Source organism: Cupriavidus sp. PET2-C1 (genome assembly GCF_054515855.1).
The window spans coordinates 1,073,124-1,099,368 of sequence record NZ_CM137259.1 but is presented as its reverse complement, the minus strand read 5'-3'; the positions used below and the strand labels follow the sequence as shown (position 1 = coordinate 1,099,368).

Annotated in this window: 25 protein-coding genes; 13 read left to right on the top strand and 12 right to left on the bottom strand. The window is 65.4% G+C overall.

Annotation, left to right across the window (positions count from 1 at the left end; genetic code table 11):
* Positions 1 to 70 precede the first annotated feature (70 nt).
* From ACX12D_RS04975 to rng, 8 genes are all read left to right on the top strand, one after another.
* Complete coding sequence (locus ACX12D_RS04975) at positions 71 to 796, top strand: YebC/PmpR family DNA-binding transcriptional regulator (protein ID WP_441639422.1); 726 nt, start codon at positions 71 to 73, stop codon at positions 794 to 796.
* A 105-nt stretch (positions 797 to 901) separates the two neighbouring features.
* Positions 902 to 2,170 (top strand): phosphoribosylamine--glycine ligase, encoded by a 1,269-nt coding sequence (gene purD / locus ACX12D_RS04970; RefSeq protein WP_441639423.1) that lies wholly within the window; start codon positions 902 to 904, stop codon positions 2,168 to 2,170.
* Positions 2,171 to 2,389: 219 nt separating this feature from the next.
* The gene (gene hemF / locus ACX12D_RS04965) at positions 2,390 to 3,301 is read left to right on the top strand and encodes an oxygen-dependent coproporphyrinogen oxidase (RefSeq protein ID WP_459373140.1); all 912 of its coding nucleotides are present in this window, start codon (positions 2,390 to 2,392) and stop codon (positions 3,299 to 3,301) included.
* Between the two features lie 10 nt (positions 3,302 to 3,311).
* Entirely contained in the window at positions 3,312 to 4,082 is a 771-nt protein-coding gene (locus ACX12D_RS04960; RefSeq protein WP_459373139.1) for a nicotinate-nucleotide adenylyltransferase, read from the top strand.
* Positions 4,083 to 4,097: 15 nt separating this feature from the next.
* Positions 4,098 to 4,868 (top strand): ribosome silencing factor, encoded by a 771-nt coding sequence (rsfS, locus tag ACX12D_RS04955; RefSeq protein WP_459373138.1) that lies wholly within the window; start codon positions 4,098 to 4,100, stop codon positions 4,866 to 4,868.
* A gap of 23 nt (positions 4,869 to 4,891) precedes the next feature.
* Positions 4,892 to 5,362: a 23S rRNA (pseudouridine(1915)-N(3))-methyltransferase RlmH gene (rlmH, locus tag ACX12D_RS04950; RefSeq protein WP_043344552.1), complete on the top strand. Its 471-nt coding sequence runs from the start codon at positions 4,892 to 4,894 to the stop codon at positions 5,360 to 5,362.
* 85 nt (positions 5,363 to 5,447) lie between these two features.
* Positions 5,448 to 6,077 carry a Maf family protein gene (locus ACX12D_RS04945; RefSeq protein WP_459373137.1) on the top strand — a complete coding sequence of 210 codons (630 nt, stop codon included), beginning with the start codon at positions 5,448 to 5,450 and terminating at the stop codon, positions 6,075 to 6,077.
* A 132-nt stretch (positions 6,078 to 6,209) separates the two neighbouring features.
* On the top strand, positions 6,210 to 7,676 hold the full coding sequence (gene rng, locus ACX12D_RS04940) for a ribonuclease G (RefSeq protein ID WP_043344550.1): 1,467 nt from the start codon (positions 6,210 to 6,212) through the stop codon (positions 7,674 to 7,676).
* A 12-nt stretch (positions 7,677 to 7,688) separates the two neighbouring features.
* On the opposite strand, the gene ACX12D_RS04935 is transcribed toward rng, so the two are convergent.
* On the bottom strand, positions 7,689 to 8,351 hold the full coding sequence (locus ACX12D_RS04935) for a TetR/AcrR family transcriptional regulator (RefSeq protein WP_459373136.1): 663 nt from the start codon (positions 8,349 to 8,351) through the stop codon (positions 7,689 to 7,691).
* Positions 8,352 to 8,439: 88 nt separating this feature from the next.
* Here ACX12D_RS04935 and ACX12D_RS04930 point away from each other — a divergent pair, with 88 nt between their 5' ends.
* Together ACX12D_RS04930 and ACX12D_RS04925 are read left to right on the top strand one after the other, a co-directional pair.
* Positions 8,440 to 9,360, top strand: a complete 921-nt coding sequence (locus tag ACX12D_RS04930) for a sterol desaturase family protein (RefSeq protein WP_459373135.1) — start codon at positions 8,440 to 8,442, stop codon at positions 9,358 to 9,360.
* A gap of 118 nt (positions 9,361 to 9,478) precedes the next feature.
* On the top strand, positions 9,479 to 9,988 hold the full coding sequence (locus ACX12D_RS04925; protein WP_441639431.1) for a hypothetical protein: 510 nt from the start codon (positions 9,479 to 9,481) through the stop codon (positions 9,986 to 9,988).
* 30 nt (positions 9,989 to 10,018) lie between these two features.
* On the opposite strand, the gene ACX12D_RS04920 is transcribed toward ACX12D_RS04925, so the two are convergent.
* The 4 genes from ACX12D_RS04920 to ACX12D_RS04905 form a co-directional block, all read right to left on the bottom strand.
* Entirely contained in the window at positions 10,019 to 11,233 is a 1,215-nt protein-coding gene (locus ACX12D_RS04920) for a cation:proton antiporter (RefSeq protein WP_459373134.1), read from the bottom strand.
* Positions 11,234 to 11,289: 56 nt separating this feature from the next.
* Entirely contained in the window at positions 11,290 to 11,877 is a 588-nt protein-coding gene (locus tag ACX12D_RS04915) for a peroxidase-related enzyme (protein WP_309408146.1), read from the bottom strand.
* A 96-nt stretch (positions 11,878 to 11,973) separates the two neighbouring features.
* Positions 11,974 to 13,662, bottom strand: a complete 1,689-nt coding sequence (gene msbA, locus ACX12D_RS04910) for a lipid A export permease/ATP-binding protein MsbA (protein ID WP_459373935.1) — start codon at positions 13,660 to 13,662, stop codon at positions 11,974 to 11,976.
* A gap of 77 nt (positions 13,663 to 13,739) precedes the next feature.
* On the bottom strand, positions 13,740 to 14,993 hold the full coding sequence (locus ACX12D_RS04905) for an O-antigen ligase family protein (protein ID WP_459373133.1): 1,254 nt from the start codon (positions 14,991 to 14,993) through the stop codon (positions 13,740 to 13,742).
* Positions 14,994 to 15,004: 11 nt separating this feature from the next.
* On the opposite strand from ACX12D_RS04905, the gene ACX12D_RS04900 reads away from it, so the two are divergent.
* Entirely contained in the window at positions 15,005 to 15,772 is a 768-nt protein-coding gene (locus ACX12D_RS04900) for a glycosyltransferase family 2 protein (protein WP_441639436.1), read from the top strand.
* On the opposite strand, the gene ACX12D_RS04895 is transcribed toward ACX12D_RS04900, so the two are convergent.
* Positions 15,720 to 16,976, bottom strand: a complete 1,257-nt coding sequence (locus ACX12D_RS04895; protein ID WP_459373132.1) for a glycosyltransferase — start codon at positions 16,974 to 16,976, stop codon at positions 15,720 to 15,722. The genes ACX12D_RS04900 and ACX12D_RS04895 overlap by 53 nt on opposite strands.
* Before the next feature lie 96 nt (positions 16,977 to 17,072).
* Entirely contained in the window at positions 17,073 to 20,585 is a 3,513-nt protein-coding gene (dnaE, locus tag ACX12D_RS04890; protein WP_459373131.1) for a DNA polymerase III subunit alpha, read from the bottom strand.
* Positions 20,586 to 20,767: 182 nt separating this feature from the next.
* Here dnaE and ACX12D_RS04885 point away from each other — a divergent pair, with 182 nt between their 5' ends.
* Positions 20,768 to 21,628, top strand: a complete 861-nt coding sequence (locus tag ACX12D_RS04885; RefSeq protein ID WP_459373130.1) for a sulfurtransferase — start codon at positions 20,768 to 20,770, stop codon at positions 21,626 to 21,628.
* A 15-nt stretch (positions 21,629 to 21,643) separates the two neighbouring features.
* Here the strand turns inward: ACX12D_RS04885 and ACX12D_RS04880 are convergent, their stop codons facing one another.
* From ACX12D_RS04880 to rpsP, 5 genes are all read right to left on the bottom strand, one after another.
* A complete protein-coding gene (locus tag ACX12D_RS04880; protein ID WP_441639440.1) occupies positions 21,644 to 22,324 on the bottom strand; it encodes an NUDIX hydrolase in 681 nt (226 codons plus the stop codon).
* Between the two features lie 143 nt (positions 22,325 to 22,467).
* Positions 22,468 to 22,875, bottom strand: a complete 408-nt coding sequence (gene rplS / locus ACX12D_RS04875) for a 50S ribosomal protein L19 (protein ID WP_150986317.1) — start codon at positions 22,873 to 22,875, stop codon at positions 22,468 to 22,470.
* Positions 22,876 to 22,950: 75 nt separating this feature from the next.
* Positions 22,951 to 23,757, bottom strand: a complete 807-nt coding sequence (trmD, locus tag ACX12D_RS04870; RefSeq protein WP_459373129.1) for a tRNA (guanosine(37)-N1)-methyltransferase TrmD — start codon at positions 23,755 to 23,757, stop codon at positions 22,951 to 22,953.
* A gap of 81 nt (positions 23,758 to 23,838) precedes the next feature.
* Complete coding sequence (gene rimM / locus ACX12D_RS04865) at positions 23,839 to 24,447, bottom strand: ribosome maturation factor RimM (protein ID WP_459373933.1); 609 nt, start codon at positions 24,445 to 24,447, stop codon at positions 23,839 to 23,841.
* Between the two features lie 139 nt (positions 24,448 to 24,586).
* The gene (gene rpsP / locus ACX12D_RS04860) at positions 24,587 to 24,841 is read right to left on the bottom strand and encodes a 30S ribosomal protein S16 (protein WP_043344523.1); all 255 of its coding nucleotides are present in this window, start codon (positions 24,839 to 24,841) and stop codon (positions 24,587 to 24,589) included.
* Between the two features lie 145 nt (positions 24,842 to 24,986).
* Between rpsP and ACX12D_RS04855 the strand changes: the two genes are divergently transcribed.
* Positions 24,987 to 26,120, top strand: a complete 1,134-nt coding sequence (locus ACX12D_RS04855) for a PQQ-dependent sugar dehydrogenase (protein ID WP_459373128.1) — start codon at positions 24,987 to 24,989, stop codon at positions 26,118 to 26,120.
* The last annotated feature ends 125 nt before the right edge of the window (positions 26,121 to 26,245 follow it).

Sequence of the window (26,245 nt, the reverse complement as noted above, 5' to 3'; positions counted from 1 at the left end):
GCCCGCCCGGCACAGCCGGCGCGCAAAGCCAAGGCGCGCACGTCAAACATTTTCCGCTTCGGAGAGAATCATGGCCGGTCACTCAAAATGGGCCAATATCAAACACAAGAAGGCCGCGGCTGACTCCAAGCGCGGCAAGGTCTGGACCCGCCTGATCAAGGAAATCACCGTCGCCGCGAAGCTCGGCGGCGCTGACCCCGATTCCAACCCGCGCCTGCGCCTGTCCATGGACAAGGCAATGGATGCGAACATGCCCAAGGACAACATCCAGCGCGCCATCCAGCGCGGCGTGGGTGGCCTGGAAGGCGTCAACTACGAAGAAATCCGCTACGAGGGCTACGGCCTTGCCGGCGCGGCGATCATCGTCGACTGCCTGACCGACAACCGTACCCGTACCGTCGCCGAAGTGCGCCATGCCTTCTCCAAGAACGGCGGCAACATGGGCGCGGAAGGCTCCGTGGCGTTCATGTTCACCCATTGCGGCCAGTTCCTGTTTGCCCCCGGCACGCCCGAGGACAAGCTGATGGAAGCCGCGCTGGAAGCCGGCGCCGACGACGTGGTCACCAACGACGACGGCTCGATCGAAGTGCTGTGCCCGCCCAATGATTTCGGCACGGTCAAGGCCGCGCTGGAAGCCGCGGGCTTCAAGGCCGAGATGGCCGATGTCACGATGAAGCCGCAAAACGAAGTCAGCTTTACCGGCGACGACGCCATCAAGATGCAAAAGCTGCTCGACGCCCTGGAAAACCTGGACGACGTGCAGGAAGTCTTCACCAACGCGGTGATCGAGGAGTAAGGCGGGGATCGGGTAAGGCCTCGCCTCACGGCGGCAGCGCGGTTCGATGAGCCATGGCTGCCGCTTTTCGCATTTCGCATGCGTCATTTTTTCTGGCAGTAGATCATGAAAGTATTGGTTGTCGGCTCGGGTGGTCGTGAACACGCGATGGCCTGGAAATTGGCCCAGTCGCCCAAGGTGCAGGTGGTGTACGTGGCGCCGGGCAATGGCGGCACCGCGCTCGACAAGCGGCTGCAGAACGTTCCCCTGACCGATCCGGAAGTGCTCGCGGCCTTCGCCGAGCGCGAAGGCGTGAGCTTCACGGTGGTCGGCCCCGAGGCGCCGCTGGCGGCCGGCATCGTCGATATCTTCCGTGCCAAGGGCCTGCGCATCTTCGGCCCGACGCAGGCGGCGGCCCAGCTGGAATCCTCCAAGGATTTCGCCAAGGCCTTCATGCAGCGCCACGGCATCCCGACCGCCGCCTACCAGACCTTCAACGACGCCGCCGCGGCGCACGCGTATATCGACGTGCAAGGCGCGCCGATCGTGATCAAGGCGGACGGCCTGGCCGCCGGCAAGGGCGTGGTGGTTGCTGCCACGCTGGAAGAAGCGCACGCCGCGGTCGACATGATGCTGGCCGACAACCGCCTTGGCGACGCCGGCGCACGCGTGGTTATCGAGGAATTCCTCGAGGGCGAGGAGGCCAGCTTCATCGTGCTGGTGGACGGCAAGAACGTCCTGGCACTCGCCACCAGCCAGGACCACAAGCGCCTGCTCGATCACGACGCCGGCCCCAATACCGGCGGCATGGGCGCGTACTCGCCGGCCCCGGTGGTCACGCCCGCGCTGCATGCCCGCGCGCTGCGCGAGATCATCATGCCGACCGTGCGTGGCATGGAAAAAGACGGCATCACCTACACGGGCTTCCTCTACGCCGGCCTGATGATCGACGCCGACGGCAACCTGAAGACGCTGGAATTCAATTGCCGCATGGGCGATCCGGAAACCCAGCCGATCCTGGCGCGCCTGAAGACCGACCTGGTCGATGTGATGGAGCACGCCGTCAACGGCAAGCTCGACGAGATCGAACTGGACTGGGACCGCCGCACCGCGCTGGGCGTGGTGATGGCCGCCTTTGGCTATCCCGATGCGCCGCGCAAGGGCGATGCCATTACCGGCATCCCGGCCGAGACCGACGACAGCGTGACCTTCCACGCCGGCACCACGCTCACGGACGGCACGCTGCTGACCACGGGCGGACGCGTATTGTGCGTGGTCGGGCTGGCCGATACCGTCAAGGCGGCACAGCGCGCGGCTTATGGCGCGGCCGAGAAGATCCACTTCGACGGCATGCAGTACCGTACCGACATCGGCTACCGAGCCATCAAACGGTAAAGGACGAATCCATCTACCGCGCGACCCATGGCGAGCCCTGCGGTACTTGCCATGGGCCGCTCGCTCCGGTTTCTTCGCCTTTTACGGTGGTTCGTGCTGAATTTGCCGAATCCGGCCAGGCGTTGCCTCAGCCAGTACAATCATGACATCGCTATGACGGCCGGGCAGGTTGACTGACCTGCCCGGCCGTCACCGCTCCGGCTCACCCGCCCGCATACCATGATCGATTCCCAGGCAGTCCGTGCCTATCTGCTCGGTCTGCAAGACCGTATCACCGACGCTGTCGCCGCCATCGACGGCAAGGCGTTTTCGACCGATGCCTGGGAGAAGCCGCCCACCGAGCGCCTGCGCGGCAGCGGCCGCACCCGTATCCTGGAAGGCGGCGCCGTGATGGAGCGGGCCGGCGTGGGCTTCTCGCATGTGCAGGGCGATGCGCTGCCGCCATCGGCTACCGCCAACCGGCCGGAGCTCGCCGGGCGGGGCTTCGAGGCAATGGGCGTGTCGCTGGTGTTCCACCCGCGCAATCCCTTTGTCCCTACCGTGCATATGAACGTGCGCTGCCTGATGGCGGTGAAGGAGGGCGCCGAGCCGGTGTGGTGGTTCGGCGGCGGCATGGACCTGACGCCGTACTACGGCGACGCTGGCGACTGCGCACACTTCCACGCCACCTGCCGCGACGCCCTCGCCCCCTATGGCGATGACCTCTACCCGCGTTTCAAGCAATGGTGCGACGAGTATTTCTTCCTCAAGCACCGCGGCGAAGCGCGCGGCATTGGCGGCATCTTCTTCGATGACTTCTCCGCGCTCGGCTTCGAGCGCAGCTTTGCCATGATGCAATCGGTCGGCGACGCCTTCCTGGACGCCTACCTGCCGATCCTGCAAGCGCGCAAGGACACGGCTTACGGCGAGCGCGAGCGGGAGTTCCAGGCCTACCGGCGCGGCCGCTATGTCGAGTTCAACCTGGTGTTCGACCGCGGCACGCACTTCGGGCTGCAATCGGGCGGCCGCAGCGAGTCGATCCTGATGTCGATGCCGCCGCTGGCCAGCTGGCGCTACGACTGGCAGCCGGAACCGGGCAGCGCGGAGGCCGCGCTGTACACGGACTTCCTGCCCGTGCGCGAGTGGGCCTGACGGCAACCCCATGGCACACGACATCGCACGATCGCTCACCGCCAACGCGGCAGACGCAGCAGGCCCGACCAAGAACAACCGCCCCTACCGCCTCGGCATTCTCGGCGGCACTTTCGATCCGCCCCACATCGGCCACGTGGCGCTCGCCCGCCTCTGCATCGAACATCTCGAACTCGACGAGCTGGTCTGGATCCCGACCGGCCAATCGTGGCAAAAAGGCGACGACGTCACCCCCGCCGCCGACCGCCTCGCCATGACCGAACTGGCCGCGCAGGCGTTGTCCGACACGCGCGCGCTGGTCCATGCCAGCCGCATGGAAGTCGACCGCGCCGGCCCCAGCTACACCGTCGATACCGTGCATGAACTGCGCGAGCACTATGGCCCCGATGCCTCGCTGGCGTGGCTCATGGGCGCCGACCAACTGCTGCGCCTGCACACCTGGCATGGCTGGCAAGCCCTGTTTGCGCACGTCCATCTTTGCGTGGCGACACGGCCCGGTTTCGACCTCGCGGAACTGGACGGTCCGGTGCGCCAGGAGCTCGCGCAACGGCGTGCGTCCACCGACCTGATACAATCCATGCCCTCCGGCCGCATGTGGATCGACCAGACGCTCGCCGTCGACCTCTCCTCCACCGCCCTACGCCAACGCCTGGCTGCCGGACAACAGGCAGATGACCAGCTGCCGTCCGGCGTGGCACACTACATCGCGAGCCGCGGCCTGTATCGGCCGACGCAGTCGGATCTGCCCATCCCGGCCCGCCCCCAAACCGATCTCAGCTGAACTGAAAAAAGCACCATGGATATTCGCAAACTGCAACGCGCCATCGTCGACGGCCTCGAAGATGTCAAAGCGCAGGACATCAAGGTGTACGACACCACCCACCTGACCGAGCTGTTCGACCGGGTGGTGATCGCCAGCGGGAGCTCGAACCGCCAGACCAAGGCGCTGGCCGCCTCGGTCCGCGACACCGTCAAGGAAGCCGGCGGCCATATCGTTGCGGTGGAAGGGCTGGAAACGGGCGAATGGGTGCTGGTCGACTGCGGCGACGCCGTCGTCCACATCATGCAGCCGCAGCTGCGCATGTACTACAACCTGGAAGAACTCTGGGGTGACAAGCCGGTACGTCTGAAGCTGTCCACGGCCAAGAAGGGCCTGGCCAAGGCCAGCGAGCCGATTGACGGCGAGGACGAAGACGAGGCTCCGGTCGTGCGCACCGCGCGCCGCGCCACCGGCCTGCGCCCGGCATTGGCCCGTCTGCCTGAAGGCATGAAAGAGCCTTCGCCGCCGCTTGGCCACGAAGATACGGACCCGGACGCCATCGCCACCAACCGCGCCCCGACCGTGCAAAAACGCCTGACCAGCGCGCTGGGCTCGGCGCCGGCACGCAAGGCACCGGCCAAGACGGCCGCACCGCGCAAGACCGCAGCCGGCACCGGCGTGGCACGCAAGACCGCTACCAAGACCGCCACCAAGACGGCTGCGACCAAGACTGCCGCCAAGGCACCGGCCAAGACGGCAGCCGCCAAGGCACCGGTCGCGCGCAAGCGCGCCACGCGCTCGGCCTGAGCCGGACCGGCCCGCTTCCCGCCATGCAGTTGCTGATCGTGGCCGTTGGCCACAAGATGCCCGGCTGGATCGAGACCGGATTCGCGGAGTACGCGAAGCGCATGCCGCCCGAGCTGCGCATCGAGCTGCGCGAGATCAAGCCCGAGACGCGCTCGTCGAGCAATAACGCCACCACCGTGATGCAACGCGAGGCGGCCCGCATCGAGGCGGCGCTGCCTAAGCAATGCCGCATCGTGGCGCTGGACGAGCGCGGGCGCGACCTCACCACGGTGCAGCTTGCCGCCCAGCTGGGCGACTGGCAGCGCGAAGGCGGCGATGTCGCCTTCCTGATCGGCGGCGCCGATGGCCTCGATCCCGCCCTGAAGGCCCGCGCGCAAACCCTGCTGCGCCTGTCCAGCCTGACCATGCCGCACGGCATGGTGCGCGTGCTGCTGGCTGAGCAGCTCTACCGCGCCTGGTCGGTCACGCAGAACCACCCCTACCACCGCGCCTGAAACCAGGCGCACCCGTGTCGCGCGCCGGGCGAGGCCGAGGGTACAATGCGACCGAAGCGGCGCATGCGCCGCAGCCGCATTTGGCATGCCCTACCCCCACTGCCCTGCCGTGACCCATACCTTCCTCTATCTCGCCTCCCAGAGCCCGCGCCGGCGCGAGCTGCTGACCCAGCTTGGTGTCGCCTACGAACTGCTGCTGGCCGACGGCGATGAAGACGCCGAGGCGCTGGAAGTCGTGTTGCCGGGTGAAAGCCCGGACGACTACGTGCAGCGCGTATGCGCGCTCAAGGCCGAAGCCGCGCTGCGCCGGCGCGAGCGGCGCGCCCTGCCCGACGCCCCCATCCTGACCTCGGACACCACCGTCTGCCTGGACGGCGAAATCCTCGGCAAGCCCGCCGACGACGCCGATGCCGCCCGCATGCTGGCCGCCCTGTCCGGGCGCACCCACCGCGTGCTGACCTCGGTAACCGTGGTTTCCGCGCTCGGCCAGCGCCACGCGCTGTCGGTTTCCGAAGTGAGCTTTCGCACCATGGCCGCCGACGAGATTGCCGCCTACGTTGCCAGCGGCGAACCCGCCGGCAAGGCCGGTGCCTATGGCATCCAGGGCCGCGCCGCCGAGTTCGTCGAGCGAATCGACGGCAGCTATTCGGGTATCATGGGTTTGCCCCTGTTCGAGACGGCTTCGCTGCTCAGACAGGCCCATCTGCGGTTCTGAGAACCCCGCCGCCGCCCATCCGTTCGCGCTTCAAGCTGCTGCCACCCTGGCCACGGCAGCGCCCGCGGGAAGCATGGCAGCACAATGCGGACAACCACCTGGCCGGTCAGCCGGCGACGAGTTTCATCCACTATGACTGAAGACATCCTCGTCAACATCACACCGCAGGAAACACGCGTGGCCATCGTGCAGCAGGCCGCCGTGCAGGAACTCCACGTCGAGCGCACGCTGTCGCGCGGGCTCGTCGGCAATATCTACCTCGGCAAGGTCGTGCGCGTGCTGCCCGGCATGCAGTCCGCCTTCATCGATATCGGGCTGGAGCGCGCCGCCTTCCTCCACGTCGCCGACATCTGGCACCCGCGCGATCCGGACAAGAACGCCAACGCCGCGCCGCTTGCCATCGAAAAGACACTCTACGAAGGCCAGGCCCTGATGGTCCAGGTCATCAAGGACCCGATCGGCACCAAGGGCGCGCGCTTGTCAACGCAGGTCAGCATCGCGGGGCGCACCCTGGTCTACCTGCCGCAGGACCCGCACATCGGCATCTCCCAGCGCATCGAGGGCGAGGTCGACCGCGAAGCGCTGCGCGCCCGCGTGCAAGGGCTGGTGCCGGCGGATGAGCGCGGCGGCTTCATCGTGCGCACCATCGCCGAAGAATCCAGCAACGAAGAACTCGGCAACGACATCGCCTACCTGCGCAAGATCTGGGCTTCGATCCGCCAGAATGCCACCACGCTGCCCGCGCCCAACCTGCTTTACCAGGACCTCAACCTGGCCCAGCGCGTGCTGCGCGACTTCGTCAACGATGCCACCAACGTGATCCAGGTGGACTCGCGCGAGAACTTCCAGAAGCTGGTCGAGTTTGCCCAGGAGTACACCCCCGCGGTGCTGCCACGCCTGTCGCACTACACTGGCGAGCGCCCCGTCTTCGACCTCTTCAATATCGACGCCGAGATCGAGAAGGCGCTGTCGCGCCGGGTCGACCTGAAGTCCGGCGGCTACCTGATGATCGACCAGACGGAGGCCATGACCACCATCGACGTCAATACCGGTGGCTACGTCGGCGCGCGCAACTTCGACGACACGATCTTCAAGACCAACCTGGAAGCGGCGCATACCATCGCGCGCCAGCTGCGGCTGCGCAACCTGGGCGGCATCATCATCATCGATTTCATCGATATGGAAAACACCGAGCACCGCGACCAGGTGCTCTCGGAACTCAAGCGCGCGCTGTCGCGCGACCGCACCCGCATCACCGTCAACAGCTTCTCGCAGCTGGGGCTGGTGGAGATGACCCGCAAGCGCACGCGCGAGTCTCTCGCGCACGTGCTGTGCGAGCAGTGCCCGGTATGCACGGGCAAGGGCCAGGTCAAGACGCCGCGCACGGTCTGCTACGACATCCTGCGCGAGATCATGCGCGAATCGCGCCAGTTCAACCCGCGCGAGTTCCGCATCCTTGGCTCGCAGCACGTGATCGATTTGTTCCTGGAAGAAGAAAGCCAGCATCTGGCCATGCTCGGCGACTTCATCGGCAAGCCAATCTCGCTGCAGGTGGAATCGACATTCCACCAGGAACAGTACGACATCATTCTGATGTAATCAGCAACGGCATCAGGCATCCCCCGCGGCTGCCTGATGCCGCGCAGCACCCTCATTCAGGAATCCCCGGATCAAGCGCACCAGGTTGGCCTCCAGTTCAGGATCGGCCAGCAGGGTTTCGTCCGCCGCCAGCGCGCTGCGCATCACGCCCATGACGGCCTGCGTCAGGACGAAGGCGGCCATCGGCCGCATGACAAGCGCGCGGTTCTCGACGTCGACGGCATGGCCCGAGCTGAGCCACTGCGCGACCTGCGCCGCGGAGCCTTCCAGCGCGTGCCTGCTGCCCGAAGCCAGCGCTACCTCCAGCAAGAGTTTGCGTACGCGGTGACGGCCGCCAAATGCACTTAGCAATGCACGCACCAGTAGCCTGGCGCGCGCCGTGGGGTCGGCCGTGCCGGGCGTGCTGAGCAAGAGGCCCAGGCGCTCCATCACGCTCTCGATCTCCCGGCGCCCCAGTGCTTCCATCACTTCCTGCTTGTTCGAGAAGTACTGGTAGAGCGTGCCGATGCTGATGCCGGCCACCTCGGCGATCCGGTTGGTGCTCAACCCCTCCAGCCCCTCCTTGTCCAGGAGGCGGATGGTCGACTCAAATATGAGTTCCAGCTTCTCCAGGGACCGCGCTTGCATCGGCCGGCGCCGCTTAGGGCTGTTGTCTTCACGGGTTTGCAGGGTCATGGCGGGGACTCCGGAACGCGAGTAAGCAAACCTGATACTAGCTCATATAATCATCCGCATACTATCCCCCCATGCTCCGGGAGCGGTCATGACCCGTCTTGAAATCCTTCAGCTTTATGCCTTGCCGGTGGTGGTCGGCGCGTCCCTGATGGAAGCGCTGGTGCTGCACTGGCGCAAGCCCGGCACGTTCGACTGGCATGAGGCGTGGCTGTCACTGGTAGACCTGGCCGGGCGCAAGATCCTGGTCTTCCTGCCCTTGTCGCTGGCGGCGCCCGTATTCGCGCTAGCCTGGGAACACCGCTTGCAAACCATCGTGCTCAATAGCTGGCTGCTGGGCTTGGCGTTGTTCTTCGGCCAGGAGTTCTGCTACTACTGGTACCACCGCGCGGCGCACCGCGTGCGCTTCTTCTGGGCCACGCACGCCGTCCATCACTCGCCCAACCAGCTCACCTTGTCGACGGCTTACCGCCTTGGCTGGACCGGCAAGCTGACAGGCACCACGCTGTTTTTCACGCCCCTGGTGTGGCTGGGCTTTCCGCCCGAGGTGGTGATCGCGACCTTGTCGCTGAACCTGCTCTACCAATTCTGGATTCACGCGGCCTGGATCCCGCGGCTCGGCTGGCTGGAATATGTCCTGAACACGCCGTCCGCGCATCGGGTTCATCACGCTGCCAATATCGAATACCTGGATGCCAACTTCGGCGGCGTGCTGATCGTCTTCGACAGGCTCTTCGGCACCTACGTGGCCGAGCGCGACGACGTGCCGTGCCGCTATGGGCTGGTCACCCCGATGCGCTCGCGCAATCCGCTGCGTGTCGAGTTCCAGCAGTGGCTCGACCTTGGACGGGACCTGGCGCAAGCGCGCAGCCTGGGTGCGATGCTCGGTTTTCTCCTCCTGCCGCCCGGATGGCGCCCCGACGGACAGGGCCACACCACGGAAGCGCTTCGCCGTCAGCTCGCGCTTGCCGGCCCCCTTGCCTCGGAGGGCAGCGGCGCCGCGCCGAAGTAGCGAGTGCGGTGTGCGTCCGCACGCTTTGTGCTCGCCTTCCTTGCCCCATCCTCTATAAATATGGAGACAGGTGCTGGCAGTCAGATTGCCTCGCGGGCACCGGGCGCAAGGAGTCACCATGAAGAAGAAGCGCTTGCTGTTGTGGCCGTTAGCTGCCGCGTTGGCGGCATGCACGGTGACATTGCCTCCGCCCTCCCCGCCGGCTGCGCGCGCACCCGAGACACAAAAGGCCCCCGGCCCCGTGGCGCGGGAACGCGCCACGCCCATTCCCCCGCACGACATCGATATCGCCGCCGATTGCCAGCGCACGGAGGAAGACGGCTTTCGCGAGGATGCCCATATGCGGGTGGCCAGCAACGATGTGCGCAGCCTGAGCTGGAAGCTGTGGGTGGGCCGGCATGGCTCCTGCCATTTCGATCTCACCGAGTTCCGCCAGGTGCGCAAGACCCCGCATATCGAACTGCAAGCGATTGATGGCAGCGGCTGCACGCTGATGGTCTGGCAGGACCCGCGGCGCGTTACGCTGGCGCATGCGCATTGCGAACAGCATTGCACCCCGGGCATCTACGAGCAGGCGTGGCCGGTGCTGTTCGATCCGCGCAGCGGCGCATGCGCGCAGATCCGCTAGCGCTGCCTGGCGCTTGACGGCAAGCGCGGCTCAGCGCTCGCGCAGGCGCGACAGCGCGCGCGTCAGCGGCTTGGCCAGCACGGTGGTGGCCAGCGCCATCAGCAGCAGGCCGGAGAAGGCCGTCATGCCGATCAGCCCGGCTTCGAACAAGATCCCCAGCACGACCACTTCCATCAGCCCCTTGGTCTGGACCAGCGCGCCCAGCATCCAGGCCTCACGCCGCGGCAGGCCGGCCAGGCGCGCCGGCAATGCGGTCCCGACCACCTTGCCGGCCACCGCGACCATGGTGCTCAGGGCGAACACCAGAAGCGTCGCCTGGCCACCGATGGCGATGTCGGTACGCAGCCCGGTCATCAGGAAGAAGAACGGCATCAGGACCACCACGGTGGCGGGCTCGAGCTGGCGCCGGAGCTCGCCGGCCGCATCGCGCGGGAGCACGACGCCCGCGAGGAAGCCGCCGAGGATGTAATGCAGGCCGATCGATTCGGAAATCAGCGCCGAGCCGAAGATCAGCACCGCGACCAGCGCCAGGCGCGCATCAACGGCGGCCATCCGTGGCAGCATGCGCGCCAGCAGCGGGCGTACCAGCCACAGCATCGCACCGACGTAGGCAAGGCCCAGGCAAGCCAGCCGCAGGAAGTCATAGGTTGAGGAACGGCCCGCGCTGGCAAGGATGGCCGACAGCACCAGCCAGATAGCCGCATCGCTGAAGGCGGCGCAGCCGACCGCCAGCTGGCCGGGCACGGAGTCGGACAGCTTCATTTCCCGCAGGATCGCCCCCAGCACCGGCAGCGCCGTCACCGCCATGGAAACCCCCACGGCGAAAGCGAATTGCCAGGCGGATGCCGCGTGCCCTACGGCTTCCGGCGTGGCGTAGGCCAGCCAGGCGCCGGCTGCCGTGCCGAGCGCGAACGGCACCAGCACGCTGCCCAGCGCGGCCGCCATCGCAATGCGCCGTATCCCTGGCTGCTGCGCGCCGCCGATGTGCAAGCCGGAGAGGAAGGCAAACAGCACCACCGCCAGCCATTGCAGCCCGGAGAGCGCGGATAGCTGCGCCGGCCCGAACAGGGCCTGCCAGCCTTGCGGCCACAGTGCGCCAAGCAGGGACGGCCCGAGCAGGATGCCGCCCACGATCTGCATGGCCACCAGCGGCACGATGCTGCCGATGCGCAGCCCGCGCCACAGGATGAACGGTGTACCGACCACCAGGCAGGCCTGGGCAAAAAAGAGCGAGACGGGATTCAAGGCGACGGGCGGATCGAGAGAAGTGGAACAAGGAGGCGGGTGCGCATCCAGAGGCGCTACTTAGCCTTCGGCACGCGCCCCATCAGGTAGAACTCTTCGTTCGGCCGCATGCTGATGGTGTTCGCCATGCGGTTGGACAGGCCGAAGAAGGCGGTGATGGCCGCGATGTCCCAGGCATCCTCGTGGCTGAACCCATGCTTGGCCAACGCCGCGAAATCGGCATCGCCAACCTCGGCCGAGGCCTCGCAAACCTTGAGGGCGAAGTCGAGCATGGCGCGCTGGCGCGGCGTGATGTCGGCCTTGCGGTAGTTGACGGCTACCTGGTCGGCCAGCGTCGGCTTTTTCTCGTAGATGCGCAGGATGGCGCCGTGCGCCACCACGCAGTACAGGCACTGGTTGGCGCCCGAAGTGGCCACCACGATCATCTCGCGCTCGCCCTTGGAGAGGCCGCCCTCCTTGAGCATCAGCGCATCGTGGTAGGCGAAGAAGGCGCGAAACTCATCCGGCCGGTGGGCCAGCGTCAGGAACACGTTCGGCACGAAGCCGGCCTTGTCCTGGACTTCCAGGATGCGAGCCCGGATGTCCTCGGGCAGATCAGCGATGGCGGGAACCGGGTAACGGCTGAGTGGCGGCGATGCGGTCATGGTGGTCTCCTTCGGGGGTGCTCCCCTCTTTGCACTGCGCATGAACCGCCCGCGCTAGCTGCCGCGGGCAGCGGAAATCTGGCCGGCTGCGCCGTCTTACTGCGTGGCGAACTGGATCCTGTGCAGCCCGGCGTAGAGTCCCTCGGCCGAGAGCAGTTCGTCGTGGGTGCCATGCTCCGCCACGCGCCCGTGGTCGAGCACCACGATGCGATCGGCGTTCTCGATGGTGGACAGGCGGTGCGCGATGACCAGCGTGGTTCGGCCAACCATCAGGGCTTCCAGCGCGGCCTGCACCTGGCGCTCCGATTCGGAGTCGAGCGCCGAGGTGGCTTCGTCGAGAATCAGGATCGGCGCGTCCTTGTACAGCGCGCGCGCGATCGCCATGCGCTGGCGCTGGCCGCCGGACAGCTTCATGCCGTTGTCGCCGATATTGGTCTCCAGCCCTTGCGGCAGGCCCTTGATCACATCGGTCAGGTAAGCGGCGGCCAGCGCGCGCTCGACACGCGCCATGTCGATCTGCGCCGCCGGATGCACGCCATAGGCCACGTTGGCGGCAACCGTGTCGTTGAACAGCACCACGTCCTGGCTGACAAAAGCAATCTGGCGGCGCAGGTCATGCAGCGAGAACGCGTCGATGGTCTTGCCGTCCAGCAAGATGCGGCCCTCGGTCGGGTCGAAGAAGCGCGGCACCAGGTTGACCAGCGTGGTCTTGCCGCTGCCCGACGGCCCCACCAGCGCGACGACTTCACCGGCGCTGACGTGGAAGTTGATGTTGTCCAATGCCGGGCGGGCGGCCTCGCCGTAGCGGAAGCCCACCTTCTCGAACACCAGTTCGCCGCGCGCGCGCTCGAGCGGCAGGCCGCCGTCTTGCGGCTCGATCGGCTCATCGATCAGGCCGAAGATCATCTCGGCCGCAGTCAGGCCGCGCTGCAGCGGCTGGTTCAGGTCGGTCAGGTGCTTGAGCGGCGAGACCAGCAGCAGCATCGCCATCACAAAGCCGGTGAAGCTGCCCACCGTGGTGTGGTTGGTCTGCGACTGGATCATCGCTATGGTGAGGATGACAGAAAGCGCCAGCGCCGCCAGGAATGCCGTGACGGGCTGATTCAGCCCGCCTGCCACTGCCATGCGCATGGAATAGCCACGCAGGCGCTCGGCCATGGCCGCGAAACGCGACGTCTCGTAAGCCTCGCCGCCATGCAGCTTGACCACCTTGTAGCCACCGGCTGCTTCCTCGACCACGTAGGCCGCGGTGTTGGTCAGCGCCTGGTGATCGCGATTGAGGCGGCGCAGGCGGCGATTGACCTTGGCCATGACAAAACCGATCACCGGCAGGATCACAGCCACCACCAGCGTCAGGCTCCAGTTGGTATAGAACAGATAGACCAGCAGCGCCAACACGGTGAGCGAATCGCGCACCAGTGTGATCAGCACGCCGGTCAGGATCTGCATGACCTGGTTGACTTCGAAGATCACCGCATTGATCAGGGACGCCGCAGTATTGCGATGGTAGAACAGCGCGGGCGCATGCAGCATGCGCTCGAACATCTGCATACGCATTTTCAGCAGCACCCGGTTGGAGATCAGGGCGAGCAGGTAGCCGGAGGCGAACTGCGCCACCCCGCGTATCAGTGCCACGCCAACCAGCAGGGCCGGCACGTGCCAGAGCTTGCCGGCATATGCGCCGCCGAAACCGTTGTCGAGCAGGTCATTGACGACCTTGGGCATGATCCCTTCGGCGCCAGCCACAGCCGCCATCGCGATAATGGCAACGATGAAGACGCGCATTTCCGGACGCAGGTAGGACCAGACTCGCTTCAGGGTGTCGGCTTCCTGTGCCGGGGGCGCATTTTGTTCTTGGGCTTTCACGTTTTCTCCACCCCGTCGGCGCGGGGATACTTTGCTTGTACCGCGGCCAGCCCGAGCAACAGCCCGATGACGCCGGCATAAAAAACAATATTTGCCTGGTGCGCCATCGTCACTTGGGTCAGGCCGCTGATCAGGCTGGCCATGACGACGCCGATGCCGGAAGCGCACACGCTGACGCCAAGTGAGTTGGCATTGCGGCAGCATACGCGCAGCAGCCGCCAGAACAGGACACCAGGAACCAGGAACAGGCCCAGCAAAGCCAGCATGCCGGGCATGCCCATTGTCGCCGCCGCTTCGAGCACATCGTTGTGCGCATGCTCAAGGGTGCAAACGTCAGACGACCCATGCTCCTTGCAGAAGATGGAAGCTTGGGGAATCCGCGCAAACTGTCCGACCCCGACACCGAGCCAGGGATGCAAGTGGATCAATTCCACCGCCATTTGCCAGAGCTTCAGCCGTGCCCCTACCGAAGTCTCGGTGTTCCCCTGCTGGAACTGCTCCCACTGTCCCCGCACAAGGTCAACCCGCTGCGCGACGGGGCTGCCAGGCGCCAGATAGAGTCCCGCAGCCAAGGCGGCGATAAGCGCCACGGCGCCAAAGAACTTCCCCGGCCTCATGCTCGGGTAACGAACAAAGAGCAGCGGGATCATCGTGATACACAAGGCCAGCCACGCTCCGCGCGTGCCGTTCACAATCAGCACCGAACCGGCGAGCGCCAGATCCAGCCAGGCAATCAGATGCGCCTTGCGGCTGATCCCAGGCCGCACGAAACCAATCAACCCCAATGCGGCAACCATGTTCCCGAAGGCGATGGCCTGGGTCCACGCCGACGGCCGTGGGTCGTCGAGAACCCAGCGCTGGAACAGGACAACCGCCAGGCTAATCGCCAAAGCGATTGTGATGCCACTCCAGAGCCGCCGCGGGTCTGGCGCGATCTTGAGGATAACCAGGCATGTCACCAACAACAGGAGAATGCGAGAAGGGTTATCCATCACGTTCCAGGGAACGTTGAAATGGAGCTTGGAACCCAGGAAGACAAGCACCAAAGCTAGAATAGCGAGCCCGATGGGGTACAGCGTGGCGCGATATTGCGCAAACATGGGCCTCAAGCCGCGATGGACAATCAGCGCCAGCAGCAAGATGGCGCCCAGGAAAATACCGGCGCCTTTCGGCACGCAGAGCAGCAGGATTGGAAATGCCAGAACTAGCGCATTGGTAAAAGCGGTCACTTTTCCGGCACGAAACATCATAAACAAGCTCTATGAAAATCTCAGTCGTACTGATTACAAAAAACGAGGCACACAACATCCGGGAGTGCCTGGAAAGCGTGTCCTGGTGCGACCGCGCGATTATAGTGGATTCAGGTAGCCGGGACGGCACGGTCGAGCTGGCCCGGAGCCTGGGCGCGGAGGTCTTCGAAACCGAGCATTGGCCTGGCTTCGGCGTCCAGAAAAACCTGGCGGTATCCAAGGCCGACGGCGACTGGATCTTCTCCATCGACGCGGACGAACGGGTCACCCCCGAGCTGCGCGACGAAATTCTCGCCGCAGTGGCGTCCGGCCAGTCCGATGCGTACGAGGTACCTAGGCTGTCGCGATTTTGCGGCCGCTTCATCCGCCACGGCGGCTGGTACCCCGACTACGTCACACGGCTGTTCCGCCGTGGCCACGCCCGCTTCACCGACGATCTCGTGCACGAGCGCGTGGTAGCCGATGCACCAGTCGGCAGGCTCAATTCGCCATTGCTGCATTACACCTACGACGATTTCTCGCAGGTGCTGCAAAAGATCGACAAATACTCCAGCCTCGGCGCCCAGCAGGGCCTCGCGCGCGGCAAGACGGCGTCGCCCGCCAGCGCCGTGCTGCATGGCGCCTGGGCGTTCCTGCGCACTTACCTGCTGCGCCGCGGTTTCCTGGACGGCGCGCAGGGGCTCGGTGTGGCGCTGATGAATGGCCAGGCCAGCTACTACAAGTACATCAAGCTGTGGTACCTGCAGCAGAAGAGCGAACAGCAGACGCCCCTACGGTAGGGGCTGCCGCCCCTGCCTGAGGCGCGCCCAGCAGATCGTCGACGCAAGCGCTGAAGGCCGCGGAGGTAGGGCCAAAGCCCATCTGCTCGATGTGGACAGCCGCGTAGGCCAGCAGCCTGGCGCGCAGCGGCGCGTCCTCGAGCCCGCGGCGGATCGCCTCCGCCAGCGCGGGCACATCGCCAACCGGCGTCAGCAGGCCGGCCTTGCCCTCGGCCAGGATCTCGCGCGGGCCCACCGGGCAATCGGTGCTCACCACCAGCTGGCCCAGCGCCATGCCTTCGAGAAGCACATTGGGCAGCCCCTCCATCTTGGAGCTGAACGCCATCAGCCGCGCATGATGGATCCATGCATAGGGATTGGCCTGGAAACCGGCAAAGCTGACGCGCTCGCTGATGCCGAGCTCGCGCGCGAGCGCTTCGAGGCGCCCGCGAGAAGCGCCGTCGCCGACCAGCACCAGCCGCTCGCACAAGCCCGTGCCCCTGACCAGCGCCGCGTAGGCCCGCAGCAGCGTGGTGAAATCCTTCTGGCTTTCTTCCAGCCGCCCCACCGAAACGATGTACGGATGGGCCGGCGGCGTGAAAGGCGCCTTGCCGAGCGCACGGATGCGATCGAGGTCGGTGGCGTTGTACAGGCGGATGAACTTGCCGGCGGCCTCGGGAATCAGCGCCCGCGCGTCGGCCAGCATGCTGTCGTTGAGCACCACGATGCGGTCATAGTGCTCACGGCACTGGCGTCGCAGCTTGCGCAGCTTGCGGCGGTTCTCGCGCTCCAGGTGCGCCACGCTGAAATGCTGGTAGCCGATCATCGGCACCGGCAGGCGACCGGTCAGCCGCGACAGCGACATGTCGTAGTCGATCACCAGGTCATAGTCCCGCGCGATGCCGCGAAAGCGCCGGTTGACCAGCGGCTTGCGCAGCGGCGGCAGCAGCACTTCTTCATAAATCTTGCCCAACGGGCCCAGCTTGCCGGCTTTTTTCAGTTGCCGGCAGCGCGAGAGCCAGGCCTCCGGCGCGAGGATATGGATCTTGACGTCCGGCGGCAGCATGGCGCGGAAGTGCGTCTCCAGCGCTTCGGTCGGATAGGTCAGCGTCAGGCCGATCTCGAAGCGCTCTCGATCCAGCGAGGCCAGCAGCGACACCAGCGAGGTCTCGATGCCGCCGCGCAGGAAGTGGGTCAGGTGGAAGAGGATGCGTTGCTTGGCCATGCGGGGCTTGTGTAATCCATGAAAAGACGGGATGGACGGCAGCAATGCCGGTCTGGGCGGCGCAATGCCGTTGCCGCCCAGACCGGCAAGCCCGGGTCAGCCGTAGAGCATGCGGACGTTCTCGCCCGACAGGGCCGCGCGGAAGCTTGCCAAGGCATCGTCGGACGGCGTGACCAGCCACTGCCGTCCCAGCTCCGCCTCGCAGCGCGCGCCGGTGGTGGCGTAGCTCACGCGCACCGGCACGCCTGGCGCATTGGCCACACTCGCCAGGTAGGGCGTGAGCAACTCGCGCAGCAGTTCCGTGGAGGCATTGCCGTTGAACGCCAGGCCGACCGCCTCGGCGTACTTGGCGCGCGCCGCCACCAGGTCCATCACCGATTCAGCGGTGAAGCGCACGCCACCGGTAAAGGTGTCGTGACGGGCGTTGCCTTGCACGATCACCATCTCGTCCTCGCGGAACATATGGCGGTTGGCATCGAACAATTCGTTGAACACCGTCATCTCGACCTGCCCGGTGCCGTCGTCAAGCAAGACGATCAGCATCTTGCCGCGCTGCGTCATCTGGGTGCGCATGCCGGTGATGACACCGGCGATGACCTTGCCTCGCACGTCGCGGCCGTAGCCGCCGCCATTGCCTTGCACTTCCTTTTCCAGGCCGGCCAGCGTGCCCTTGAGGAAGCGGCCGACTTCGTCCCGATAGGCGTCGAACAGGTGGCCGGAGAAGTAATAGCCCAGCGCCTGCTTTTCTTCCTGCAGCATGCGCTTGGGCGCCCAGGCCGGCTCGTCGACCAGCGCGGGACGGTGCGATTCGCCGGCGTCGGCCATCAGGTCGAACAGTGACACCTGGTTGGCCGACTCGGCCTTCTGCTCGGCGGCTTCCATGGCGCGCGACACCGAGGCCAGCAGCTGGCCGCGATTGGCGTTGAGGCTGTCGAAGGCGCCGGCGCGGATCAGCGCCTCGATGGTGCGGCGGTTGACCTGCCGGCGGTCGACGCGCTCGCAGAAATCGAACAGGTCGGCAAAGGGCTTTTCCTCGCGGGCGCGCAGGATGTCCTCGATGGCGCCCTGCCCCGAGCCCTTGATGCCGCCAAGGCCGTAGCGGATGGTCTTGGCATCGGTCGGCGCGAAGCGGTATTCGCTGGCGTTGACGTCAGGCGGCAGCACCTGGAGCTTGTTGAGCTTGCAATCGTCAAAGAGGATCTTGACCTTGTCGGTGTCGTCCATGGCGAGCGACATATTCGCTGCCATGAACGCGGCTGGATGGTGCGCCTTGAGCCAGGCCGTGTAGTAGGCCAGCAATGCGTAAGCGGCCGCGTGCGATTTGTTGAAGCCGTAGCCCGCGAACTTCTCCATCAGGTCGAAGGTATCGTCCGCCTTCTCCGCGGTCAGGCCGTTCTTGGCCGCGCCCTCGCGGAACAGCTCGCGGTGCTGGGCCATTTCCTCGGCCTTCTTCTTGCCCATGGCGCGGCGCAGCAAGTCGGCGCCGCCCAGCGAGTAGCCGCCGATGATCTGGGCCATCTGCATCACCTGCTCCTGGTAGACCATGATGCCATAGGTCTCCTTGAGCACCGGCTCGACGCGCGGGTCGGGGTACTCCACCTTCTCGCGGCCGTGCTTACGGGCGCAGAAGCTGGGGATCAGGTCCATCGGGCCCGGGCGGTAGAGTGCCACCAGCGCGATGATGTCCTCAAAGCGGTCAGGCTTGGCGTCCTTCAGCATGCCCTGCATGCCGCGGCTTTCCAGCTGGAACACTGCGACCGTGTTGGCCGTCTTGAGGATGTCGAATGCCTTGCTGTCGTCGAGCGGGATGTGGCTGCAGTTCCAGTCCGCCATGGACGGATCGAGCCTGCGGATATAGCGCTCGGCCCAGTCCAGGATGGTCAGCGTGGTCAGGCCCAAGAAGTCGAACTTGACCAGGCCGGCGGCTTCCACGTCGTCCTTGTCGTACTGGCTGACCACACCGCTCATGCCATCGTTCTGCGCACCCTGGGTGTAGAGCGGGCAGAAATCCGTCAGCTTGCCCGGGGCGATCAGCACGCCGCCGGCGTGCATGCCGACGTTACGCGTCATGCCTTCCACGCGCTGCGCCAGCTCCAGCAGCTGGCGCACTTCTTCTTCGTTCTTCTCGCGCTCGGTCAGGAGCGGCTCTTCCTTCTTGGCTTCCTCGATGGTGACGAGCTTGCCCGGCTTGAAAGGAATCAGCTTGGCGATGCCGTCGACAAAGCCATAGCCCAGGTCGAGCACGCGGCCCACGTCGCGCACCGCGGCCTTGGCGGCCATGGTGCCGAAGGTAGCAATCTGCGATACCGCGGCGTGGCCGTACTTCTCCTTCACGTACGTGATAACGCGATCACGTCCCTGCTGGCAGAAGTCGATGTCGAAGTCGGGCATCGAAACCCGTTCCGGGTTCAGGAACCGTTCGAACAGCAGCGCGTACTTGAGCGGGTCCAGATCGGTAATGCCGAGCGCATAGGCCACCAGCGAACCGGCGCCAGAGCCCCGTCCCGGCCCAACCGGCACGCCGTTGTTCTTTGCCCAGTTGATAAAGTCCGCCACGATCAGGAAGTAGCCGGGGAAGCCCATCTTGATGATGGTGCCGGTCTCGAACTCCAGCCTCGCGTAGTACTCGGGGCGCTTGGCCTCGCGCACGGCTTCGTCGGGGAACAGCACCGCCATGCGCTTTTCCAGGCCTTCCTTGGCCAGGTGCACAAGGTAGTCGTCGAGCGACATGCCATCGGGCGTAGGAAACAACGGCAGGCGCGGCTTGCCCAGTTCCAGCGTCAGGTTGCAGCGGCGCGCGATCTGCACGGCGTTTTCCAGCGCGGACGGGATGTCGGCGAACAGCGCGCACATCTCGTCCTGGGTCTTGAAATACTGGTCGGTGGTGAAGCGCCGCACGCGGCGGGGGTTGGCCAGCAACTCCCCTTCGGCGATGCAGGTGCGCGCCTCGTGCGCGGTGAAATCGTCCGGCGTCATGAACTGCACCGGATGCGTTGCCACTACTGGCAGGCGCATCCTGGCCGCCAACTGCACCGCCTGCTGCACATAGGCATCGGTACCGGGCAGGCCGGCGCGCTGCAGCTCGATATAGAAGCGCTGCGGGAACACCTTTGCCCAATGCGCGGCAGCCTGCGCCGCGGCCGCATCGTTGCCATTGGCCAGCGCCATGCCGATGTCACCACCCATGGCGCCGGACAGCGCAATCAGGCCGGTGGCCAGTGGCTGGCCCTCTTCGCCGGCTTCGTCGAACCAGGCGGGGTCGATCTCGGCGCGGCCGCGGTACTGGTTGGAAAGCCACGCGCGCGACAACAGCACGCAGAGATTAAGGTAGCCAATCCGGTCCCGGACCAGCAGCAGCAAGCGTGTTGGCTTGTCGCGATCGTCGGCGTTGGTCAACCAGACGTCGGCGCCGACCACGGGCTTGATGCCGCCGCCGCGCGCTTCCTTGTAGAAGCGGATCAGGCCGAAGGCATTGGCCAGGTCGGTCAGGGCGAGCGCGCCCATGCCATCGGCGGCCGCGGCCTTGACGGCATCGTCCAGGCGCACGATGCCGTCGACGACGGAGTATTCGGAATGGAGACGGAGATGAACGAAGCGAGGTGCAGACATGGCCGTAATTGTACCGGCTCGGCATGTCCGCGCCTGCCTTCTTTGCGCGACGTGCCCGATGGCAAGACTGAGCCGGGCGCTCGGAAAAGCCCGGCACGAGGCCTGCAAGGCGCTATAATTTCGCCTTTCCAATCAGGCAGTTACCGCGCGCTCGCAAGGCGCGGTCCCGTCGCGCGCCACCTATGCAGATCGTCAACATCTCCGCTTACAAGTTCGTCTCACTGGACGATATCCCGGTCTTGCGCCCGGAAATGCGCGCGCGCTGCGAAGCACACGGGCTCAAGGGCACGATCCTGCTCGCGCCGGAAGGCATCAACCTGTTCCTCGCCGGCGTGCGCGAGGCCATCGACGGCTTCCTTGGCTGGCTGCACGCCGACCCGCGCTTTGCCGACATCGCGCCCAAGGAGAGCCTGTCGGAAAACCAGCCCTTCAAGCGCATGCTGGTGCGCGAGAAGAAGGAAATCATCACCATGAAGATGCCGCTGATCCGCCCCGAAGCCGGTCGGGCGCCAGCGGTGACGCCGGTCGAACTCAAGCGCTGGCTGGACCAGGGCCACGACGATGCCGGCCGCCCGGTAGTGATGCTGGATACACGCAACGCCTTTGAGGTCGCCGTCGGCACGTTCGAGCAGGCGGTCGACTACGACATCGCCAAGTTCAGCGATTTCCCGCCGGCCATTGCCGCGCACAAGGCGGAGTTCGCGGGCAAGACCATCGTGTCGTTCTGCACCGGCGGCATTCGTTGCGAGAAGGCCGCCATCCACATGCAGGAAGCCGGCATCGAGCATGTCTACCAGCTAGAGGGGGGCATCCTGAAGTACTTCGAGGAAGTGGGCGGCAGCCACTATCAGGGCGACTGCTTTGTCTTCGACTACCGCACCGCGCTGAACCCCAACCTGGAACCGGCTGGCCCCAAGCAGTGTTTTGCCTGCCGCGCCGTGGTCACCGCCGAGGAACAGCAAAGCCCGCACTACGTGGTGGGCCAAAGCTGCCCGCACTGCATCGGGGAAGGAGGCACCGGGACGGCGGCGGCTGCCGCCTGAGCGCGCTGGCGGCCCTCAGGCTGCCAGCAAGTGGTAGAGGTTGCGCAGCATGCCAGCGGTGGCGCCCCAGATAAACCGGTGGCCGCCATCCTCGCGCGGGAACGGCATGGCGTAGAACAGCCGCTCGCCGTCCACCCAGCGAAACAGGCGCTGTTCGTGATGCGACGGGTCCATCAGGAAACCCAGCGGCACTTCAAACACATCGGCAACCTCGCGCGCATCGGGCCGCAGCGTGAAACCGTCGCGGACCAGACCCACCACCGGGCTCACATGGAAGCCGGTGCCGGTGATGTAATCGGGCAAGCTACCCAGCACTTCCACATAATCGCGCGCCAGCCCCACCTCTTCCTCGGTTTCGCGCAGCGCCGTGGCCGTCCGGTCGATATCGAACGCTTCGTGGCGGCCGCCGGGGAAACTGATCTGCCCGGCGTGCGCGCTCAGGTTGGCGTTGCGCTCGGTCAGCAGCACGGTCAGCCCATCCTCGCGCTCCACCAACGGCACCAGCACGGCTGCATCACGCAGCTTCAGGCTGCGGTCATAGACGCGCGACTCATCGGTCAGCTCGGGGTCCCAGGCAGGTGGCGACTGGAGCCGGTGGCGGATGAAGTCCGGGCGCAGGCGCACGTCGGCCAGCGGCGGGTGCCGGGTATCGGTGGCGACGATGGGGAGGGATTCGGGATCAAAGGCAGGACGCATAATCGTTGCGAGTATGACAGAAGCCGGCCAAACCGTTTGTGCTGCGACGCGGCAAACGCGGCATGCGGAAATGCAAAAAGGGCACCCGAAGGTGCCCTTTTTGCGCAGTCTCGACCGGCAAGCCGATCGAGACGACTGGCGGCTTACTGAGCAGCAGCAGCCTTGGCAGCAGCCTTGGCCGGTGCCGACTTGTATGCCAGCTTTTCCTTGATCCGCGCGGACTTGCCCGAACGCTGACGCAGGTAGTACAGCTTGGCGCGGCGGACGTCACCACGGCGCTTCACTTCGATCGCTGCGATCAGCGGCGAGTACAGCTGGAACGTACGTTCCACGCCTTCACCCGACGAGATCTTGCGCACGATGAAGGACGAATTCAGGCCACGATTGCGCTTGGCAATCACGACGCCTTCATAAGCCTGGACGCGCTTGCGGTTACCTTCCACCACGTTCACGCTGACGATCACGGTGTCGCCGGGTGCGAATGCGGGGATGGTCTTGTTCGCGGTCAGACGCGCGATTTCGTCTTTCTCGATCAGCTCGATGATGTTCATCGTTTCTTCTCCTTGTCCATCATGCCGACGTTGTATGCCCCAGGCATGGCCTGGGCCCCGGCAGAGGATGGGGTTTCACTTGGCGGGAGCGAGCTCCCGCCCTTCTTTCACCAGCCATGTCGACAGGAATTTCTCGTCGACCCGGCTCAGCAACCCTTGACTGCGCGCTGCCTCGATCAGATCGGGGCGCTTCTTCGCAGTATTTGCCAGCGCCTGCTGGCGCCGCCACTTCTCGATCTCGGCATGATGGCCCCCGAGCAAGATATCGGGCACCCGCACACCTTCATATTCTTCCGGCCGCGTGTAGTGCGGACAATCCAGCAGCCCGTTGACGAAGCTGTCCTGAACCGCCGACTGGGCATCGCCCAACACACCCGGCAAATGCCTGACCACCGCGTCGATCACGGCCATGGCCGGCAACTCGCCACCAGACAGCACGAAATCGCCGAGGCTGATTTCCTCATCGACCCGCCGCTCGATCAACCGCTGGTCAATCGCTTCGTAGCGTCCGCACAGCATCACCAGGCCGGGACGCTGTGCCAGTGACATCACCTTTTGATGCGTCAGCGGCGCGCCTTGCGGCGACATCAGCACTACGTGCGGCCGCACCGGCGCCTCCTGGCCCTCCGGCTTGGCCTGGGCCGCCTGCTGGGCGGAACACGCCGCATCGATGGCATCTTCCAACGGCTTGGCCAGCATCACCATGCCAGGGCCGCCGCCATAGGGGCGATCGTCGATGGTACGGTAGTTGTCGCTGGTGAAGTCGCGTGGATTCCAGGTGCGCAGCGTGTAGCGCTGCTGCTTTGCCGCCCGGCTGGTAATGCCCCAGTCGGTCAGCGCGCGGAACATCTCGGGAAACAGCGTGATCACGTCGAACTGCATCCGCCTCTCCCTTTACTTGCCCACCACTCGCCCACCGGCTATCGCCGGCCAAGCGCCCTTGCCTTCACCAGCTCGGGGCGCTCAGTAATCCAGGCCCCAGTCCACCACCACGCGCCGGGCCGAGATATCGACCGAGCGCAGGAATGCGTCGACAAAGGGAATCAGGCGCTCACCCGCCTTGCCATCGGGCAAGGCATGCGCCACCTGCAGGATCTGGTGCGCACCGTTGTCGATCAGCCCGGACACTTCGCCCAGTGACTCACCCTGTTCATTGAACACGGCGCAGCCAATCAGATCGACCCAGTAGAATTCATTCTCATCCGGCGCGGGGAAATCCTCGCGACGAATCCAGACACGGCGACCCTTGAGCGCCTCCGAGTGGTTGCGCTCGGACACGCCGCTCGCCTGGGCCACTACGGTACCGCTGTGCTCGCGGGACTGCACGATCTTCACGCACAAGGCCTCGGAGGCCACGGCATCTGCCGCGCCAACCAGGCCGGTTGGCGGCGGCTTCAGCAGCCACCAGCGGCGCGCGTGCAACAGCGCGCTTGCATCGTCGGCATGCGGCTGGACCTTGATCCAGCCGCGTATCCCATAAGCCGCACCGATATAACCGACCTCGATCAGGTCGTCCGGCAGCTTATCGGTATACGCCAGCGCAGCCGGCAACCCGGTTGCACCGCGCTTCAGACTGGGCTTTTCCTGCTCACCGGCCTCGCGCCGGGCCGAGGGCTCGAGCGGCACATTGAGCGGCCGCCGCGCCGGGGCGCCTTGCTTGCGTTCTGTCACGTGTCGTTTGCCACGCGTCGCGAAACGCGCGTCACAACAATCAGGCTGCAGCCTTGGCGGCGTTTTGCTTGACCAGACGGGCAACCGTCGGCGACAGCTGGGCGCCAACGCCGGTCCAGTACGTCAGGCGGTCTTGCACCAGACGCAGGCCTTCTTCGCTTGCCGAAGCCAGGGGGTTGTAGAAACCAATACGCTCGATGAAACGGCCATCGCGACGATTACGCGAGTCAGCAGCGACGATATTGAAGAAGGGGCGCTTCTTGCTGCCACCGCGAGCCAGACGGATTACGACCATGGGTTTGATTCCTCAGAAAACTTGATGTTCGAACACGAAACGCAAGAGTATAGACCAAATTCCGAGGCCAAACAAACACTTAGAGCGATTGACTCGACACCCGGCCACAGGCATCGTGGCGAAAAGCCCGACAGGAGAGCTCGCCATGCGGTTTCACCTTCACATTCGCAGCTTCCGGACCCTGCTCGCGAGCACTTTCGCGGCGTTCGTGGCCACGATCTGGTTCAGCCCGGATGCCAACGCCGGCCTGCCGCTGGATCAGATCCATCTGCCGCCAGGCTTTCGCATCGAATTGCTGAGCGCGGAGGTACCGGAAGCGCGTGGCATGACCCTGTCGCCGGAAGGCACGCTCTTCATCGGCACTCGCGGCGAAGGCAAGGTGTATGCGATCCGCAACCCGCTGGCGCCCGCCCCGAAGGTGAAGACTGTCGCCACCGGCCTGACCATGCCGGTGGGTGTGGCCTTCCGCGACGGCGCGCTGTACGCCTCCTCGACTTCGCGGATCGTCCGGCTGGATGATATCGACGCCCGCCTGGACAACCCGCCCAAACCCGTCGTGGTAAGCGATCGCTTTCCCTCCGAGACGCATCACGGGTGGAAGTTTATCGCCTTTGGTCCGGATGGCTATCTATATGTGCCGGTCGGCGCGCCCTGCAATATCTGCGCGCCCGACGAAAACCGTTACGCCAACATCATGAAGATGAAGCCGGACGGCACCGACTTGCAGGTCGTGGCCAAGGGGGTGCGCAATTCGGTAGGCTTTGACTGGCACCCGGCCACCCGCCAGCTCTGGTTCACCGACAACGGGCGCGACATGTTGGGGGACGATGTGCCCGACGACGAGCTCAACCGCCTGACCCGGCCGGGCCAGCATTTCGGCTACCCGTACTGCCACGCCGGCAGCGTCGCCGACCCTGAGTTCGGCAAGCAGCGCGCCTGCTCCGAGTTCGAGCCGCCAGCCGCAAAGCTGGGCGCGCATGTCGCCGCGCTCGGCATGCGCTTTTATACCGGCACGCAATTCCCCGCCGAATACCGCAATAGCATTTTCATTGCCGAGCACGGCAGCTGGAACCGAACCAAGCCGGTCGGCTACCGCGTCGTCCGGGTGGTGCTGAACGAGCGCGGCCAGGTGGTGCGCCAAGAGGTGTTCGCACAAGGCTGGCTGCAGGGAGACAAACCCTGGGGCCGGCCTGTCGATGTCCAGGTTGCCCCGGACGGTTCGCTGCTGGTCAGCGACGACATGGCGGGCGCGGTCTATCGCATCCGCTACGCGCCTTGAACCCTTTCCGCGCGCCGGATACAGCCCGTCTCCCGGGACGTTGGAGAAACAATCCGTTACACCGGTAACGGCTTTAGCATAGGCGCGCCGAAGACGCGTGCGTACCATGAACCCATACCTTGAAC